This is a genomic window from Thalassospira tepidiphila MCCC 1A03514, from assembly GCF_001662875.1.
GTDB lineage: Bacteria > Pseudomonadota > Alphaproteobacteria > Rhodospirillales > Thalassospiraceae > Thalassospira > Thalassospira tepidiphila.
Map to the genome: position 1 here is coordinate 1 of NZ_JPVZ01000010.1, position 14146 is coordinate 14146.

Below are 14146 nucleotides of genomic sequence, written 5' to 3' on the forward strand. Positions count from 1 at the left end.
GGCTCCGGCTCAGCGGCGGCCGCCGGTTCGTCAGGAACTTCAAAATCGGGATCGTATTCTGCGGCGTCAAAAGCAGCCTGCAGTTTTTCGTCATCCGTCATCGGAACTTCTTCGTCGGCTTCCTCTGCTGCCGGGGCTGCTGCAGCAGCCGGCGCACCACCCGGAATTTGACCGGTATCGGCAAAGTGGTTCAGACGACCAATCAGGTCAGCATCATTTCCGTCCGGCTCGGCTTCGTTCTGTTCGAGCTCGCCCAGCAGATACTTAATGGTATCAATCGACTCAAGAACAAGCGTCACGGCATCAGGTGTCACCACCAGTTCGCCGTCACGGATTTTACCGAGCACGTTCTCGCCAGCGTGGGCTACAGCCTCAAGGCGCGGCAGGCCAAGGAAGCCGCATGTGCCTTTAATGGTGTGAACCAAGCGGAAAATATTGGACAAGATGTCCGGATCATTCGGGTTCTGTTCCAGCTTCACCAGTTCGACGTCAAGCGTCGACAGGCTTTCAGAAGTCTCGGTCAGAAATTCACTTAAAAGATCGTCCATATACCCCCTCCAAATCTCCAACAATCAATAGCTTGTCGGAACTGGAACTCCCATTAAAGCGCCAAATGGCGCAAACGTACTATACTTCGGTATCTTAGGTAGAAGCTATTGCACGCCATTACCAGACCTGCCGGTCAAATTTTTATCCATAGATCAATGCAATATTTCCGTCCTGTTGCAAGACCGAAAGCACTCCACCCCCGAGTTTAGCCAGTTTCCGCAAGAAAAACGCCTGAACATTGCGCGGATCGAGTGCATCAGTAGAAACTTCTTTTTCCAATACATTCATGATTTCAGGGCGCAAGGCAGCGCGTTTGCCTTCGCCCAGAACCGTTACTTTACCGGAGTCGCGCATAACCGAAAGCGTTCCACCGAACGGCAAAGCTTCACGGGCAAGCATAACCATGTTCAATACGATTCGCCCGTGAGATGGATCAATCGGAAGATCCGGCCAATCAAGTGTGACCTTTCCTTCGGCCGCATAAGTCTGTTTTGCCGCTTCACGCATCGCGGCGGTATCGGCACTGCTGCCCGCACGCCCGAAGGCCAACCGGAACAGTTGCAAACGGCGCGCGGCCTCAAGACCGCTTTTGCGCATGAGTGCCAGCGCCTCATCGTCGCTAACCCCGTCTTCCCCCATCAGTTCTGCCCCGGCATTGACCGCCCCGACCGGACCGACAAGATCATGACAGATCCGCGAACTGATCAGTTCGATCAAGGTCAGTTCAAGGGTGGCATCCTCTTCCATAGCGCGGGCTCTCCAAGGTCTTTGCGTATCGTCACAACATCATGCCCCAAGACACGATGCGCTTCCCGAATGGTCCGTTCTGACCGAACAGGTCACTCGCAGAAGCCACAAGATTGCCGCCGATATATTAAGAGCTTATTTAGCACGCTCGAAAATCAGGCTTTTCCGACCCGGCAAATTTTGCCGCTTTGCGATATCGGCCCCGATATCGGGTCCGCAACACGCAGCCGCAAATTGCGCGACCTCGGCAAACGACCTATATTGAAACCAGCAACACAGGATACAGAGCACCCAATGGATTTCTTGCTGACGCCAGGCGCCATCGTGCGTCATCCCAATCAACCGGACTGGGGACTGGGCCGCATTCAGGCCGTTGACGGAGATCGAATCGCTGTCAATTTCGAAGAGGCCGGTCGCCAGATCATCCGCCAGCGCTATGTCGTTCTGGAAATTGTCGAAGCCGCGGCGGGCTACGAATAAGCGCCCTTCCTGCAACCGGTCCTTGAAGGCGACGCTTGGCACATGGATTGCTCGGATCGAATTGTTAATCAATTCACCATAAAAGATGGACTCTATCATACACTCGATAGATGAACCTGACACGAGCACAACAGTCTTAAGAAGGTTTCGAAGCCCATGATCGCAGCCAATAAACCACCACGTGACAGCTTTAAACAGCGCCACCACGTAGCGGCCTTTACCGTGCTGGAACAATTTGCCCAGGGTCTTGTGCATGTTGCCCGCAACCATGGCGGTTCCGTTACCGAAGAACAGATCCTTAAATCGCTCAACAGCCTGCGCGACAACGAAGATTTGTTCGACAATGCATGGGCGATCCTTGAAAGTGACCTCGAAGCGATCAAGACCCGCGAACATGCAGCCCTGCGCCACGATCCGTTCGGGCGTCTGCTGGTCTCGCGCTTTGATCATCTGCTTGAAGGCAATGCTGCCGGCGACATCGAACATGGTGCTCTGTCACGCACCATCCTGCAGCCTTTCTTCAAGGTCATCCGCATGATGGTCGGCATGGACATGCTTCAGGAAATCGATCGTGAAATTCACGAAATCATCGAAGCCCACGCCAATGATGATGACGAGTTGCGCAATCCTTCCGAATACTGGGATCATCTGGCCAAAACCCCGGAAGTCCGATCACGGATCAATCTGGTGTTTGCCCGCATGGCGCTGCATTTCAGCAACTATGAACACCGCAAGAAATGGCTGATCCAGCTCGTCAATGACAACATGGTCCATGGCGAAGAACGTTGGGAGTTCACCGAAACCCACTGCATCCGACTGCTTGATGCGCTGTTTGCCGATGTGCGCAAGACGCTCGCCGTGCCGGAACATTCCGCCGAACTGGTCGCGCGGATGGGCCGCGAAAACGTCGCCACCCTGCGCGAAGTGGTCAAATGCATTGATGCCGACGTCGCCAAATTATCAAAGTGATAGCCGACCTGCGGGCACCCGTTACCTGACGGTTACCCTTTAACGAACGAATATATGAGCTGCGATCATTATCGGATCGTGGCTCATATCGTTTTCACCTGACGGAAAGGTGAACACCACAGATCGAAACAGACTGGTCAAAACCCCGTCTGCTGTGCCACAGTCGCCTCACAACGATTGCAAAAAGCCCGCAAACTCAAAAACACCGTTGAAACGCCACCATGACCAAACCGCTGATCGACAAATATGGCAGACATGTCTCTTACCTGCGCGTTTCGGTAACCGATCGCTGCGATTTCCGCTGCACCTATTGCATGGCGGAAAACATGACCTTCCTGCCCAAATCCGATGTTCTTTCGCTTGAAGAACTCGATCAGCTTTGCACGGCTTTCATCACGCGCGGTGTGCGCAAACTGCGCCTGACCGGCGGCGAACCGCTGGTCCGCCGGGGCATCATGGATCTGATCGCCAATCTGTCGCGCCATCTTAAAACCGGCGCGCTGGACGAGTTGACCATGACCACCAATGGCAGCCAGCTTGCCACCTATGCCGATGATCTGGCGCGCCTGGGTGTGAAGCGCCTTAACATCTCGCTTGATAGTCTGGATTCTCAGAAATTCACCGAAATCACCCGTCGCGGCCGCCTGGAACAGGTCCTGGCCGGGCTTGAAGCCGCCAAACAGGCTGGCATTTCGATCAAGATCAACACGGTGGCGCTTCGCAATTTCAACGAAGACGAAATGTCACGCCTTGTCGCCTGGTGCGGTAAGGAGGGCTTTGATCTTTGCCTGATCGAAACCATGCCGCTCGGCGACATTGATGGTGATCGCACCGACCAATACCTGCCGCTGACTGCGGTGCGTGAACGGCTGGAGCAGGAATACACCCTGATCCCGTCCGAATATGTCACCCCCGGCCCGGCCCGCTATACCACGGTGGCTGAAACCGGCGGACGTCTCGGCTTTATCACACCGCTGACCCATAATTTCTGCGAAGGCTGCAACCGCGTGCGTGTCACCTGCACCGGCACGCTTTACATGTGCCTTGGTCAGGAAGATCACGTTGATCTGCGCGCGGCCCTTCGCACCGGCGACCCACGTGCGCTGGATCAGATGCTCGATGCCGCCATGGACCTCAAACCCAAGGGCCATGATTTTGTGATTGATCGCAAAGGCCAGAAACCGGCTGTCGGTCGACATATGAGCATGACTGGCGGCTAAGCAGCCCCGGCAAGACTTCGCAGAAGCATCAAACAATTCCCAACGCCTGTACTGATCAGATGTGACGCGCATTTGGTGCAATCGCTGCTGCCAAATCCCGGCACTGGAACGGGTGTGCTTTGGTCCAGTAACCCAGCAAGCAATTCACACTCATTCCCACCTGGCACCACCAGCACCGAAACAACCCGCCCGGCGCCGTTTGAGGTCAGTTCATCGACATGCCAATGGGGTTTCTTGGTCGCCTTGCAGTGGCGTTTGACCCTTGCAGCAATGCCGCCGGGGCCGTTGGCGGAACCGCAATAAAGGTAGGTTCCTTTGGCAAGGGTGATCCCGGCAAACCGTTTGTTTTGAAGCGTCAGGTCAGCGGTGAGTTCGATCACCAGAACGTAAGCTCCGGCAACTTTGGGAAGCTGCCGGAGGGTTTGGTCATTTATCTCTGGGAAAAACGTGCTCACGCGTCCGGGGACTCTCGCAGCAACAGATCAATCGAAAGACCGGGGCCAGCCATGCCGTTGGTCAGCACCGGTTCGCAATGTTCGTTGATCCGCGACGCGATGCGTTGGCGAAAGCCGCTAAAGCGTTTTGATTCCACCACATCGACCGGTTCATCAAGATGCACTTCGACCCGGAACACACCCGGTGTCGGGGTCGCCGTGACGCTTCGGATCAGGCCGGTGACGGCATGACCAAGGTAGGAGCCGGCAAACCGTTTGCCGATACCAAGATCGGACACACTGGTCGGGATATTGCGCCGTGCCATGGCAACGGCGGTGTTCCAGTCGCGAAAACCGTGGCTTTGCGCCAGCAGTTCCAGCGAACCGGTATGCGAGATCGAGACATCACGCGCGGCCAAGGCTTTGCGCAGGCGTTTTGCCTGTGCCTTGAATTGCTCGGTCGCGTCCGTTTCAATGTCGGCACGGCTGATATTGAGCGTATTGGAAGTCATAAATCGTCTCCACGCAGGAGGCCGGGGGTCCGCATTGCCGGGCCGTATCCTGATCGGGAAACGGGTCCGAAAATTTCATTCCACGCACTTTACCAAAGGCATAAACCTTGCGGACGGCAGGGGTGCGCACCCCGTAGAAAGCGTGTTAGCCCAATCTCGGCCCAAAAACAAGGTTTTCGCATTGCCTGACATTGCGCGGTTATCGCCTGACATCGGCGGATGGCGCGCCTTTCTCAAAAATTGACAGCCCCCGTGACAACAACATATACCAGTGAAAACACGTCATATCGGCGGTCCCGAATATGCGCCGATCAACCATAAGGAATATGCGCCATGGCCATGGAAGCCTATGAAATCGAAAGCATGATCAAGGAAGCCCTTCCCGATGCACAGGTCCGCATCGAGGATTTGCGCGGCGATGGCGATCATTATGCAGCGATTGTCGTCTCCGAACAGTTCCGCGGCAAAACCCGCGTGGTTCAGCACCAGATGGTCTATTCCGCCCTTAAGGGCAAAATGGGCGGCGATCTTCATGCGCTGGCCCTGCAGACTTCTGCGCCGGAATAAGATCACCCAAGATAAAGCTTTGGCAAAGCACCTCGCCACCACGACCCGCTTCGCCAGACCAAACTCAGGGGCCGTTTGCCTTCGGCCCCTGTTGCCTTTCAGATCGAACTGAGCTGGTCCGAAGACTTAAGCGGCCGGTCACAGCCCCATTCACTGACCACGGCTTGAAATTATGTCTTCTCAAGAAAAACCGGCACTGATCGGCCCCGGCCCCCTCGCCGGGCTTGGCGCCTTCATCTTCTGGGGGTTTTTCGGCCTGTATTTCAAACAGGTCGCCTTTGCCACTCCGCTTGAAATCCTGTCGCACCGCATTGTGTGGTCAGCACTTCTCACCCTTCTGCTGGTGTTTGTTCTGGGGCGGCGCAAAAAACTGCTTGAGCTGATTTCGTCAGCACGCACCGTCGGGCTTTTGTTTCTTTCAAGCCTTCTGGTCGCGGGGAACTGGTTGCTTTACATCTGGGCTGTCAATAATGCCCATGCCCTGGAAGCAAGCCTTGGCTATTACATCATGCCGCTGATCATGCTGATCCTCGGCCGCATTTTCTTTGCCGAAAAACTCAACCGCATTCAGATCATTTCCGTTTTGATCTGTGCGGCCGGGGTTCTGAACCTTCTGGTTTTTTATGGCAATATGCCCTGGGTTGCCGTCGGGCTTTCGACCTTGTTTGGCTTTTACGGTGTGATTCGCAAATTCGTCCCGGCCGACCCGATCGCCGGTCTTTTTGTTGAATGTATTCTTCTGACCCCGTTTGCCTTGGGGTATCTTGGCTGGCTTACCTATCAGGGTGATATGACCTTTGGGCATATCGGGCGGGTCGAAGATGCGCTTTTGATCGGGCTTGGCGTTTGCACGACAGCGCCGCTTGTGTTGTTTGCCTTTGCGGCGCGCAACATGAAATTCTCGGCCCTTGGATTGATGCAATATCTCAATCCGACCATCCAGTTCTTTGTCGCGGTTCTGATTTTCGGCGAGATATTTACCGAGGCCCACATGATCACCTATGCGCTGGTGTGGTTCGGTCTGGGTATTTTCACCTGGGATAACCTGCGTACCGCGCGGCAAAATCGCGCCAAGAGTTGACAGAACCGCAGGTTCCAGCCATATCTTCGCCCATAAAAGTTTAACCTGAATTCGCGGCCCGAACAGGGCCCCCAAGCCAAGGACAATCATCATGACCGACAATCCGGTATTCGAACGCATCCAGAAAGACGTCAATGACAATGACGTCGTCCTGTTCATGAAGGGTACCGCAATGTTCCCGCAGTGCGGCTTCTCTGCCGCTGTTGTTCAGGTCCTGGCCGAGCTTGGCGTTCAGTTCAAGGATATCAACGTTCTGGTCGACCCGGCGATCCGTCAGGGCATCAAGGACTTCTCCAACTGGCCGACCATTCCGCAGCTTTACGTCAAGGGCGAGTTCCTTGGTGGTTGCGACATCGTGCGTGAAATGGCCGCCAGCGGCGAGCTGTCCCAGCACCTTAAAGACAAGGGCGTTGCCGTTGCCGCCTAAGGCAACAAGTCAACAAGGCAAAAGACCTGACCCCATTCAAAAACGCGCTGCGCAGGTTTTCTGCCAGCGCGTTTTTTGTGCCCGGACCATCGCCAAACTCGCCAAATGCGATCATATCCCGTTCTGGATAAAACTATTTCTTGATGGTTTGATCGCTATTCCCCATCTTTAGGGCATGCTGAAATTTGCGCCACAGGGGAAGTCACAGGCATGAAACCGGCAATCAAAACAATGGCATGTTTTGCGATCTGGCTGTTTGCAATCTGGTTTGCCTTGCCCATCCCGCCCACAGCAGCACAGATGGCGGCCGTTACCGCCCTAAGTGGCTCAGAGGGCGGATCAGAAGACGGATCAGAACCCGCCACAGAACTTCCCGAAGACGGCGTGATTGCCGAAACCTTCAGCTATTATGGCTTCCTTGAAGAAGGTGTCACCCGCACCCAGGCCCGCATCGCCGAAACCATGTCCGGCCTTGATGCCTTTCCGGCAGAACTCGATGCCACACGCGCCTTGCTGTCGACCGATTTTGGCCAGACCGGCCTGATGCGCATTTTGCTGTTTACCGTCATTTTCGTTGGTGTCGGTATCCTGGCCGAGGTGATCTATCGCCGTCTTTCGGCACCGGCATGTGCCTATCTTGAATCGCAAAGCCCCCGGAAGTTTTCGGAACGCCTTAAACACATGGTCGGGCTTTGTGTGCTTTCGCTGTTTTCGCTACTTGTCTTTGCCATCGGATCGCTTGGCGCGTTTATGATGTTTGACTGGCCGCCCATCATGAAATCGGCTGTGATGTCACTTCTGATGGCGTTCTTTGCCCTGCGTGTCCTGATCATCGTGCTGCAATTCCTGTTTGCGCCCAAGGCCGAAGGCCTTCGCATGATCAATGTCGATCCACAGGCCGCCACCGTGCTGACCAAACGCCTGACCTGGGCGGCCGGGATATCATTGTTTGCCTTTGCCTTGGCCAATGTGTTTGGTGCCGCGCCGACCATGGTTGCGGGGGATATCATCCTGTTTGATGCGGCTGTGGTGATTTCAGTTGTCGCCTTCTGCGCGGTCACGCTTTCAATTGGCCGGTTCTTTGCCAGCCACGCGGCAAGTGCCGAGGTCGAGAAAATGGCCCTGCCAACATCGATTGCCCGTTTGTGGCCGATGATTGTCTGTGGCTGGTTCATTCTGGTGGGCGGGGTGGCAATCATTGGCGCCGAACGCATCCTTAAGGCACTGCTTGCCATCGGGCTTGCCTGTTTGTTTGACGTTGTGTTTCGCAACATCATCGAAAGCCAGCATCGCAAGAAACTGCAAGTGGCCGAACAGGAAGCCGCCGAACACAATGCCAGGGCAGAGGCGGCGGCCCATGAACATGACGAAGTGTTTGAACCGGTAAAGCCCAAGGCCCCTGTTTTTACCAAGGTGCTTAAACGCGGTGTGCGGCTTCTGGCACTGGTGTTTGTGCTGGCAAGTATCTGGCGCATCTGGGGCTTTGACCGGTTAGCACAGGCCGATGATGCCGGGATCATTGCCCGGATCATTGATAGCTCGACCGAAATCATCATGATTCTTCTGATCGCTGATCTGATCTGGTCGCTGATCAAGACGTTCCTTGATGAACGCATGAGCGCGTCAGCAACGGGCAATGCCGGCGATGAAGGCGGTGGCACCGGGCTTTCGCGGGTCGAAACCCTTTTGCCGCTTTTGAAAAACTTTGCGCTGACCGTGATTGTCATCATGGTCGCCATGGTGACCCTGTCCTCATTGGGCGTTGATATCGGGCCACTGATTGCCGGTGCCGGTGTTGTCGGCCTTGCCCTTGGTTTTGGCAGTCAGGCGCTGGTGCGCGATGTGGTGGCGGGTGTGTTCTTCCTGCTTGATGATGCATTTCGGCTTGGCGAATATATCGAAGTCGACAATCTGCGTGGCCGGGTTGAAAACATCTCGATCCGGTCCATGCAACTGCGCCATCACCGTGGCCCGCTTCAGACCGTCCCGTTTGGCGAGATCAAATCCATCGTCAACCACAGCCGCGATTGGGTGATCGTCAAACTGGAATTCCGTGTGCCGTTTGAAACCGACGTCAACAAGATCAAGAAACTGGTCAAGAAACTGGCGGCAGAACTTCTGGAAGATCCGCTGATTGGCGACAGCTTCATCGAACCGCTGAAATCCCAGGGCGTGCGCCGGATGGAAGAATTCAACATGGTGATTGGGCTGAAATACACCTCAAAACCCGGCGAACAATTCACCATCCGCAAAACCGTTTATCAGCGGGTTCTGGCGATGTTCAAGGAAAATGGCATCCAGATGGCCTCGCGCAACGTCAAGGTCGATGTGCCGCCAGATGCCACACCTGAACAAAAACAGGAAGCGGTTGCCGCCGCCGCCCAACAGGCGTCCGAGCAACTGAACAAACCGCCCGCCTGAGGGTGTTATCCAAAACGCAGACAAACAAAAACGCCCGCTGTTTCCAGCGGGCGTCTTCGTATCGGTTCGTCGCGAAATCCGTAAGGATTAACGCGAGTAGAATTCGATGACCAGGTTCGGCTGCATCTGAACCGGGTACGGAATTTCTGCGAATTTCGGAACGCGAACGAAGGTACCTTTGAAGGCCTTCGCGTCAACGTCGAGATATTCCGGAACGTCACGTTCGTTCAGGTTGGCAGCTTCCATAACCATCGGGATTTCGCGCGAAGCAGGTTTCACTTCGACAACGTCACCTTCCTGTACCAGGTAGGACGGGATGGTTACTTTCTTGCCATTAACAAGAATGTGGCCGTGGTTCACGAACTGACGTGCAGCAAACACGGTCGGAACGAATTTCATGCGGTAGATAACCGCATCGAGGCGCTGCTCAAGAATACCAACGAGGGTTTCGGAGGTATCACCCGGACGACGGGATGCTTCTTTGTAGTAGCGCAGGAACTGTTTTTCAGAGATCGAGCCGTAGTAGCCTTTGAGCTGCTGTTTCGCAAACAGCTGGGTACCATAGTCGGTCGGCTTCTTACGGCGGGTTGCGCCGTGCATGCCCGGTGCATATTCGCGCTTGTTCAGCGGCGATTTTGCACGGCCCCAAAGGTTCACACCAAGGCGGCGGTCAATCTTATGCTTTGCAGCAATACGTTTCGACATTTTGTAACTCTCTTTTTTTAAAGATCACTTATTGTCCCGATAGTTTCCAGCGGCCCAAACCTGAGCATGCGGAACGGGGACGAAACCACATGTTTCGACCCACTTTCTCGGAAGTGAGGCGCAATATAGAGATGATTGATCAAGAGTCAAACATTAATCGCGCCCGCCATCCCGCATGGAAGCCCTGCATTTCTGCCGAGTTCCGCTTGAATGGCACCCCACCTGCACCGCACTTGGCAATCGGGTGGAAAAAACCAAGGCGATGGGTGGCATGTATGAAATGACCACCGCATCGGGTGGCACCATCACCGCTGAAATGAAAGGTGACGATCTTTATGTCGTCGATGACAAAGGCCAGTGGTCACAGATCACCATCGCCAATGTCATGCAGTCCAACGGCGTGATCCACGTGGTAGATACCGTTCTTTTACCGGGCTGATTGCGTCCCAACCCGGATGCCCGCAAAAGACAACACCCTGAAATTGGCACTCTAATGAACTTGTACTAATATGTACTGAGGTTTGTGCTACGGTAAGGATGACTTAATGACAGATGTAGAAGCTGCGCTCATGAAACTGGCGCTCGCTCTAAACTCATCTATAAATGAATCTTCTGCATTTTCAATTTGGCTCAGAGACCTTCTGACAAGCGACATATTTTTGACTGGGATATTTACTCTTCTATCAGGCCTTTCTGGAGCATATTTCGGCGCAAAGCTTCAAAGAGATACGACTGAGAGACACACGCTAAAAAAAGAGCTACTTAGCGAAATACGAACCACTCAAATACTGATGTCATTCGCCTTCAACGCCCTAAACAAATCTTGGTCCGTCAAGAGACAAAACATCGCACCTACCCTAAGTCGATACTACCTTGCAAAACAAAGATTTCAATGCGAAGTCGCCGCTGGAATTAAGCCCGCTGTTTTCCAAGTAAGCATGGATTCAATTCAAGGAATTAACTTGGAGAGCGAGGCTATTCTGGCGAATATCTCTCAAAACATTAACGCCACGCCCCTTCTAGTGGCTTCAGCAGTAGCCACACGACAGTCGGAAGCTGCATTTAACGATACAAACTCAAAAATAAACAAGTTCTTTGATAAGTGGTCGGAAAATTTAGAAAGACCGACACCTATGAACTATTTCAGCATCGAGATGCCGGGCAGCCCGAAAGACTCAAGATTTTCAGACCTCCAAAGAAATATTGAACTATACACCGATGATTGCGTGTATTTTTCCTATGTGCTGTGTGAGGAAGCACATCAACATCTAAGCAACTTGATAAAAGCCTACGAGAAGAAATTTGGGAAGGACGACACACCCAAATTAACTACCTACGACGCAAGTGCTATTTCTGAGAGCTACCAATTCCCCGACAAGGCACAGTACGAGAAATGGTTTTCTGGCTTTCAGACTGAGCCATATTAGTCCTTGGCTTTGAACTTTCCTCCGCGCATGGCAACGATCATCCCGCGCAGCGTCTGGACTTCCTGATGGGTCAGATTGGCGCGGTTAAAGATGTTGCGAATATTGCGCGCCATGCCGGGGCGTTTTTCCGCCACCCGAAAGAACCCCGACTCATCAAGTTCGCTTTCAAGATGAAGGAAAAGACGTTCCATATCATCCTTGGTCGCCGGGAAGGTGTCGGCCATCATCAATTGATAGTCAGGCACATCAACGCCCGCCTGCCACCATTCATAGCCGATCAAAAGAACCGCCTGGGCCAGGTTAAGCGACGTAAAACCGGGATTAAGCGGCACGGTCACCACCGCATCGCCCATGGCAATATGTTCGTTGCGAACGCCGGTGCGTTCCGGGCCAAACATCACGCCGACCTTTTCACCACGCCCGATCACAGCGCGCATTTCCGGTGCCAGACCCTTGGGGGTAAAGACCGGCTTGATGGCATCACGGGTGCGGGCGGTGGTGACGTAAACCCGGTTCAGATCTGCCAGCGCATCTTCTTCGCGCTCAAACACCTTGGTGTTGTCGATGACGATATCGGCACCCGATGCATTGGCGGTTGCCCGTTCATTTGGCCAACCATCACGCGGCCGCACCAAACGCAAATCCACCAGACCACAATTGAGCATCGCGCGCGCGGCCTTGCCGATATTATCGCCAAGCTGCGGCTCAATCAGAATGATTACGGGCGGATTGGCAATCCCGCCTGTTTCAGGCTTGGCACTGCCGATGGGCTCGCTCATCGCGGTATTCTCCGGTCGTCAAAGGAAGGCATAGAAGCTGTTTTTCGGGCGTCCCCGTCCATATTGGCGCTTACTTAGCAAAAGCCAACCGTTCGCGCCAGCCTCCAGATTTAAGTCTCCTTATCCGTCACGAAAACAGCCGGACCTTGACATGGCCCGGCTGCATGTATTTGACGGATATCCGATCACATCATCAGGCGTGCTGGCTGCGCACGCCCGACTTGAACAGTTTATAGGTGATGGAATCGCGAAGCGCGTTATAGGACGCCTCGATAATGTTGGTCGAAACGCCCACCGTTGCCCAGTTATTGCCTTCGGCGTCGCGGCTTTCGATCATGACGCGGGTCACTGCGCGCGTCCCATCGCCGCGGGTTATGATGCGGACCTTATAGTCGATAAGTTCGATCTGTTCGACCGCATCGCGGTATTCCGGCACGGTCAAAAGGACCTTACGAAGGGCCGCATCAAGGGCGTTAACCGGGCCGTTGCCTTCGGCCACCGACATGAACTGATCATCACCGACCACGACCTTGACGGTGGCCTCACTCATGGTGATGACCTGTTCGTCCTGCTCATCAACCCAGCGGCGTTCGTCAATCACACGGAAAGACGTAACCCGGAAATAACGATCAAGCTCGCCCATGGCCTTGCGCGCCAGCAGTTCAAAGCTGGCCTCGGCCCCGTCATAGGCATAACCGTCGAACTCACGGCGCTTGACGGTTTCAACCAGTTTGCCGACGGCCTCGGATTTGGGATCAACCTCAACGCCGATCTCGCGGAAACGGGCAAGAATGTTCGACCGCCCCGCCTGATCCGAAACAAGGATATGGCGCTGGTTGCCAACCAGATGCGGTTCGATATGTTCGTAGCAGGTCGGGTTCTTTTCAACCGCTGAAACATGCAAGCCGCCCTTGTGGGCAAAGGCACTGTCGCCGACATAGGCCGCCTGCCGCAGCGGTTCACGGTTCAGCCGCTCATCAAGGATGTGCGAAATGCGCCGCAGATGGGTCAGCTGGTCATGGGAAATGCCAACGTCATAACCCATTTTCAGCATCAGCGTCGGAATGATCGAAATCAGGTTAGCATTGCCGCACCGCTCACCCAAACCATTCAGCGTCCCCTGCACTTGCCGCGCACCGGCACGTACGGCGGCCAAAGAGTTCGCAACCGCATTTTCCGTATCATTGTGGCAATGAATACCGACATGGCTGCCGGGGATCTGGCGGCAGACATCGGTGACAATGTCAAAAATCTCGTCAGGCAGCGTGCCGCCATTGGTGTCACACAAAACAACCCAGCGCGCCCCGGCCTCATAGGCCGACTTGATCGCGGCAAGGGCATAGTCCCGGTTTGCCTTGTAACCATCAAAGAAATGCTCGGCATCGAACATGACTTCGGAAACCTTGGTTTTCAGATGGGCAATTGAATCTGAAATCATCGCAAGATTTTCATCAAGCTCGATCCCGAGTGCCTCGGTCACCTGAAAATCCCAGCTTTTGCCGACCATGCAAACAATCGGTGCATTCTGCGCCAGGCTGGTCAGCCCCGGATCGTTCGACGCCGAACGACCTGCGCGTCGGGTCATGCCAAAGGCGGTCAGTTTGGAATTCTTGAGTTTGGGCGGATTGGCAAAGAATGCATCATCGGTCGGGTTTGCCCCCGGCCAGCCGCCTTCAATATAGTCAATCGACAGTTCGTCCAGTGCCTTGGCAATCGCGGTCTTGTCCGCGGCCGAAAAATCCACGCCCTGGGTCTGTTGCCCATCGCGCAAGGTACTGTCATAGAGATAGACGCGCTTGTCTGACATTTTCATTCCAACTGATCGATC

At 54.4% G+C, this 14146-nt stretch carries 16 protein-coding genes; 9 read left to right on the plus strand and 7 right to left on the minus strand.

The window, feature by feature from the left end:
• A partial coding sequence (locus TH4_RS17210) for an Hpt domain-containing protein (protein ID WP_245227983.1) occupies positions 1 to 548 on the minus strand: 548 nt, incomplete at its 3' end.
• Between the two features lie 142 nt (positions 549 to 690).
• On the minus strand, positions 691 to 1296 hold the full coding sequence (locus TH4_RS17215) for a histidine phosphotransferase family protein (RefSeq protein WP_008891615.1): 606 nt from the start codon (positions 1294 to 1296) through the stop codon (positions 691 to 693).
• 294 nt (positions 1297 to 1590) lie between these two features.
• On the opposite strand from TH4_RS17215, the gene TH4_RS20535 reads away from it, so the two are divergent.
• The 3 genes from TH4_RS20535 (at position 1591) to moaA (ending at position 3965) form a co-directional block, all read left to right on the plus strand.
• Positions 1591 to 1776, plus strand: a complete 186-nt coding sequence (locus TH4_RS20535; protein ID WP_008891614.1) for a DUF3553 domain-containing protein — start codon at positions 1591 to 1593, stop codon at positions 1774 to 1776.
• A gap of 156 nt (positions 1777 to 1932) precedes the next feature.
• Entirely contained in the window at positions 1933 to 2745 is an 813-nt protein-coding gene (locus TH4_RS17225; protein WP_008891613.1) for a hypothetical protein, read from the plus strand.
• Between the two features lie 221 nt (positions 2746 to 2966).
• Complete coding sequence (gene moaA, locus TH4_RS17230) at positions 2967 to 3965, plus strand: GTP 3',8-cyclase MoaA (protein WP_063087436.1); 999 nt, start codon at positions 2967 to 2969, stop codon at positions 3963 to 3965.
• Here moaA and TH4_RS17235 read toward each other — a convergent pair.
• Positions 3962 to 4345: a GIY-YIG nuclease family protein gene (locus TH4_RS17235; RefSeq protein WP_083997178.1), complete on the minus strand. Its 384-nt coding sequence runs from the start codon at positions 4343 to 4345 to the stop codon at positions 3962 to 3964. The genes moaA and TH4_RS17235 overlap by 4 nt on opposite strands.
• Before the next feature lie 71 nt (positions 4346 to 4416).
• Positions 4417 to 4911: a glyoxalase superfamily protein gene (locus tag TH4_RS17240; protein ID WP_064782097.1), complete on the minus strand. Its 495-nt coding sequence runs from the start codon at positions 4909 to 4911 to the stop codon at positions 4417 to 4419.
• A gap of 333 nt (positions 4912 to 5244) precedes the next feature.
• Between TH4_RS17240 and TH4_RS17245 the strand changes: the two genes are divergently transcribed.
• The 4 genes from TH4_RS17245 to TH4_RS17260 all read left to right on the plus strand — a co-directional run bounded on the left by TH4_RS17245 (position 5245) and on the right by TH4_RS17260 (position 9407).
• Positions 5245 to 5478: a BolA family protein gene (locus TH4_RS17245; protein WP_008891609.1), complete on the plus strand. Its 234-nt coding sequence runs from the start codon at positions 5245 to 5247 to the stop codon at positions 5476 to 5478.
• 172 nt (positions 5479 to 5650) lie between these two features.
• Positions 5651 to 6559, plus strand: a complete 909-nt coding sequence (gene rarD, locus TH4_RS17250; RefSeq protein WP_064782098.1) for an EamA family transporter RarD — start codon at positions 5651 to 5653, stop codon at positions 6557 to 6559.
• Between the two features lie 91 nt (positions 6560 to 6650).
• Entirely contained in the window at positions 6651 to 6986 is a 336-nt protein-coding gene (gene grxD / locus TH4_RS17255; protein WP_044827586.1) for a Grx4 family monothiol glutaredoxin, read from the plus strand.
• A gap of 210 nt (positions 6987 to 7196) precedes the next feature.
• Positions 7197 to 9407 (plus strand): mechanosensitive ion channel family protein, encoded by a 2211-nt coding sequence (locus TH4_RS17260; RefSeq protein ID WP_064782099.1) that lies wholly within the window; start codon positions 7197 to 7199, stop codon positions 9405 to 9407.
• 87 nt (positions 9408 to 9494) lie between these two features.
• On the opposite strand, the gene rpsD is transcribed toward TH4_RS17260, so the two are convergent.
• Complete coding sequence (rpsD, locus tag TH4_RS17265; RefSeq protein WP_063087428.1) at positions 9495 to 10112, minus strand: 30S ribosomal protein S4; 618 nt, start codon at positions 10110 to 10112, stop codon at positions 9495 to 9497.
• A 175-nt stretch (positions 10113 to 10287) separates the two neighbouring features.
• Here rpsD and TH4_RS17270 point away from each other — a divergent pair, with 175 nt between their 5' ends.
• Together TH4_RS17270 and TH4_RS17275 are read left to right on the plus strand one after the other, a co-directional pair.
• Positions 10288 to 10551 carry a fasciclin domain-containing protein gene (locus TH4_RS17270; RefSeq protein WP_064782100.1) on the plus strand — a complete coding sequence of 88 codons (264 nt, stop codon included), beginning with the start codon at positions 10288 to 10290 and terminating at the stop codon, positions 10549 to 10551.
• A 106-nt stretch (positions 10552 to 10657) separates the two neighbouring features.
• Positions 10658 to 11539, plus strand: coding sequence for a hypothetical protein (locus TH4_RS17275; RefSeq protein WP_064782101.1), 882 nt, complete (start codon positions 10658 to 10660; stop codon positions 11537 to 11539).
• Here the strand turns inward: TH4_RS17275 and TH4_RS17280 are convergent.
• Positions 11536 to 12318, minus strand: coding sequence for an RNA methyltransferase (locus tag TH4_RS17280; protein WP_064782102.1), 783 nt, complete (start codon positions 12316 to 12318; stop codon positions 11536 to 11538). The two genes, TH4_RS17275 and TH4_RS17280, sit on opposite strands and share 4 nt — an antisense overlap.
• A gap of 193 nt (positions 12319 to 12511) precedes the next feature.
• Entirely contained in the window at positions 12512 to 14125 is a 1614-nt protein-coding gene (cimA, locus tag TH4_RS17285; protein WP_064782185.1) for a citramalate synthase, read from the minus strand.
• Between the last annotated feature and the right edge of the window lie 21 nt (positions 14126 to 14146).

Coding starts and splice junctions, on each gene's coding strand:
- TH4_RS17215 (WP_008891615.1), bottom strand. CDS start 1,296: ATGGAAGAGGATGCCACCCTTGAACTGACCTTGATCGAACTGATCAGT.
- TH4_RS20535 (WP_008891614.1), top strand. CDS start 1,591: ATGGATTTCTTGCTGACGCCAGGCGCCATCGTGCGTCATCCCAATCAA.
- TH4_RS17225 (WP_008891613.1), top strand. CDS start 1,933: ATGATCGCAGCCAATAAACCACCACGTGACAGCTTTAAACAGCGCCAC.
- moaA (WP_063087436.1), top strand. CDS start 2,967: ATGACCAAACCGCTGATCGACAAATATGGCAGACATGTCTCTTACCTG.
- TH4_RS17240 (WP_064782097.1), bottom strand. CDS start 4,911: ATGACTTCCAATACGCTCAATATCAGCCGTGCCGACATTGAAACGGAC.
- TH4_RS17245 (WP_008891609.1), top strand. CDS start 5,245: ATGGCCATGGAAGCCTATGAAATCGAAAGCATGATCAAGGAAGCCCTT.
- rarD (WP_064782098.1), top strand. CDS start 5,651: ATGTCTTCTCAAGAAAAACCGGCACTGATCGGCCCCGGCCCCCTCGCC.
- grxD (WP_044827586.1), top strand. CDS start 6,651: ATGACCGACAATCCGGTATTCGAACGCATCCAGAAAGACGTCAATGAC.
- TH4_RS17260 (WP_064782099.1), top strand. CDS start 7,197: ATGAAACCGGCAATCAAAACAATGGCATGTTTTGCGATCTGGCTGTTT.
- rpsD (WP_063087428.1), bottom strand. CDS start 10,112: ATGTCGAAACGTATTGCTGCAAAGCATAAGATTGACCGCCGCCTTGGT.
- TH4_RS17270 (WP_064782100.1), top strand. CDS start 10,288: ATGGAAGCCCTGCATTTCTGCCGAGTTCCGCTTGAATGGCACCCCACC.
- TH4_RS17275 (WP_064782101.1), top strand. CDS start 10,658: ATGACAGATGTAGAAGCTGCGCTCATGAAACTGGCGCTCGCTCTAAAC.
- TH4_RS17280 (WP_064782102.1), bottom strand. CDS start 12,318: ATGAGCGAGCCCATCGGCAGTGCCAAGCCTGAAACAGGCGGGATTGCC.
- cimA (WP_064782185.1), bottom strand. CDS start 14,125: ATGTCAGACAAGCGCGTCTATCTCTATGACAGTACCTTGCGCGATGGG.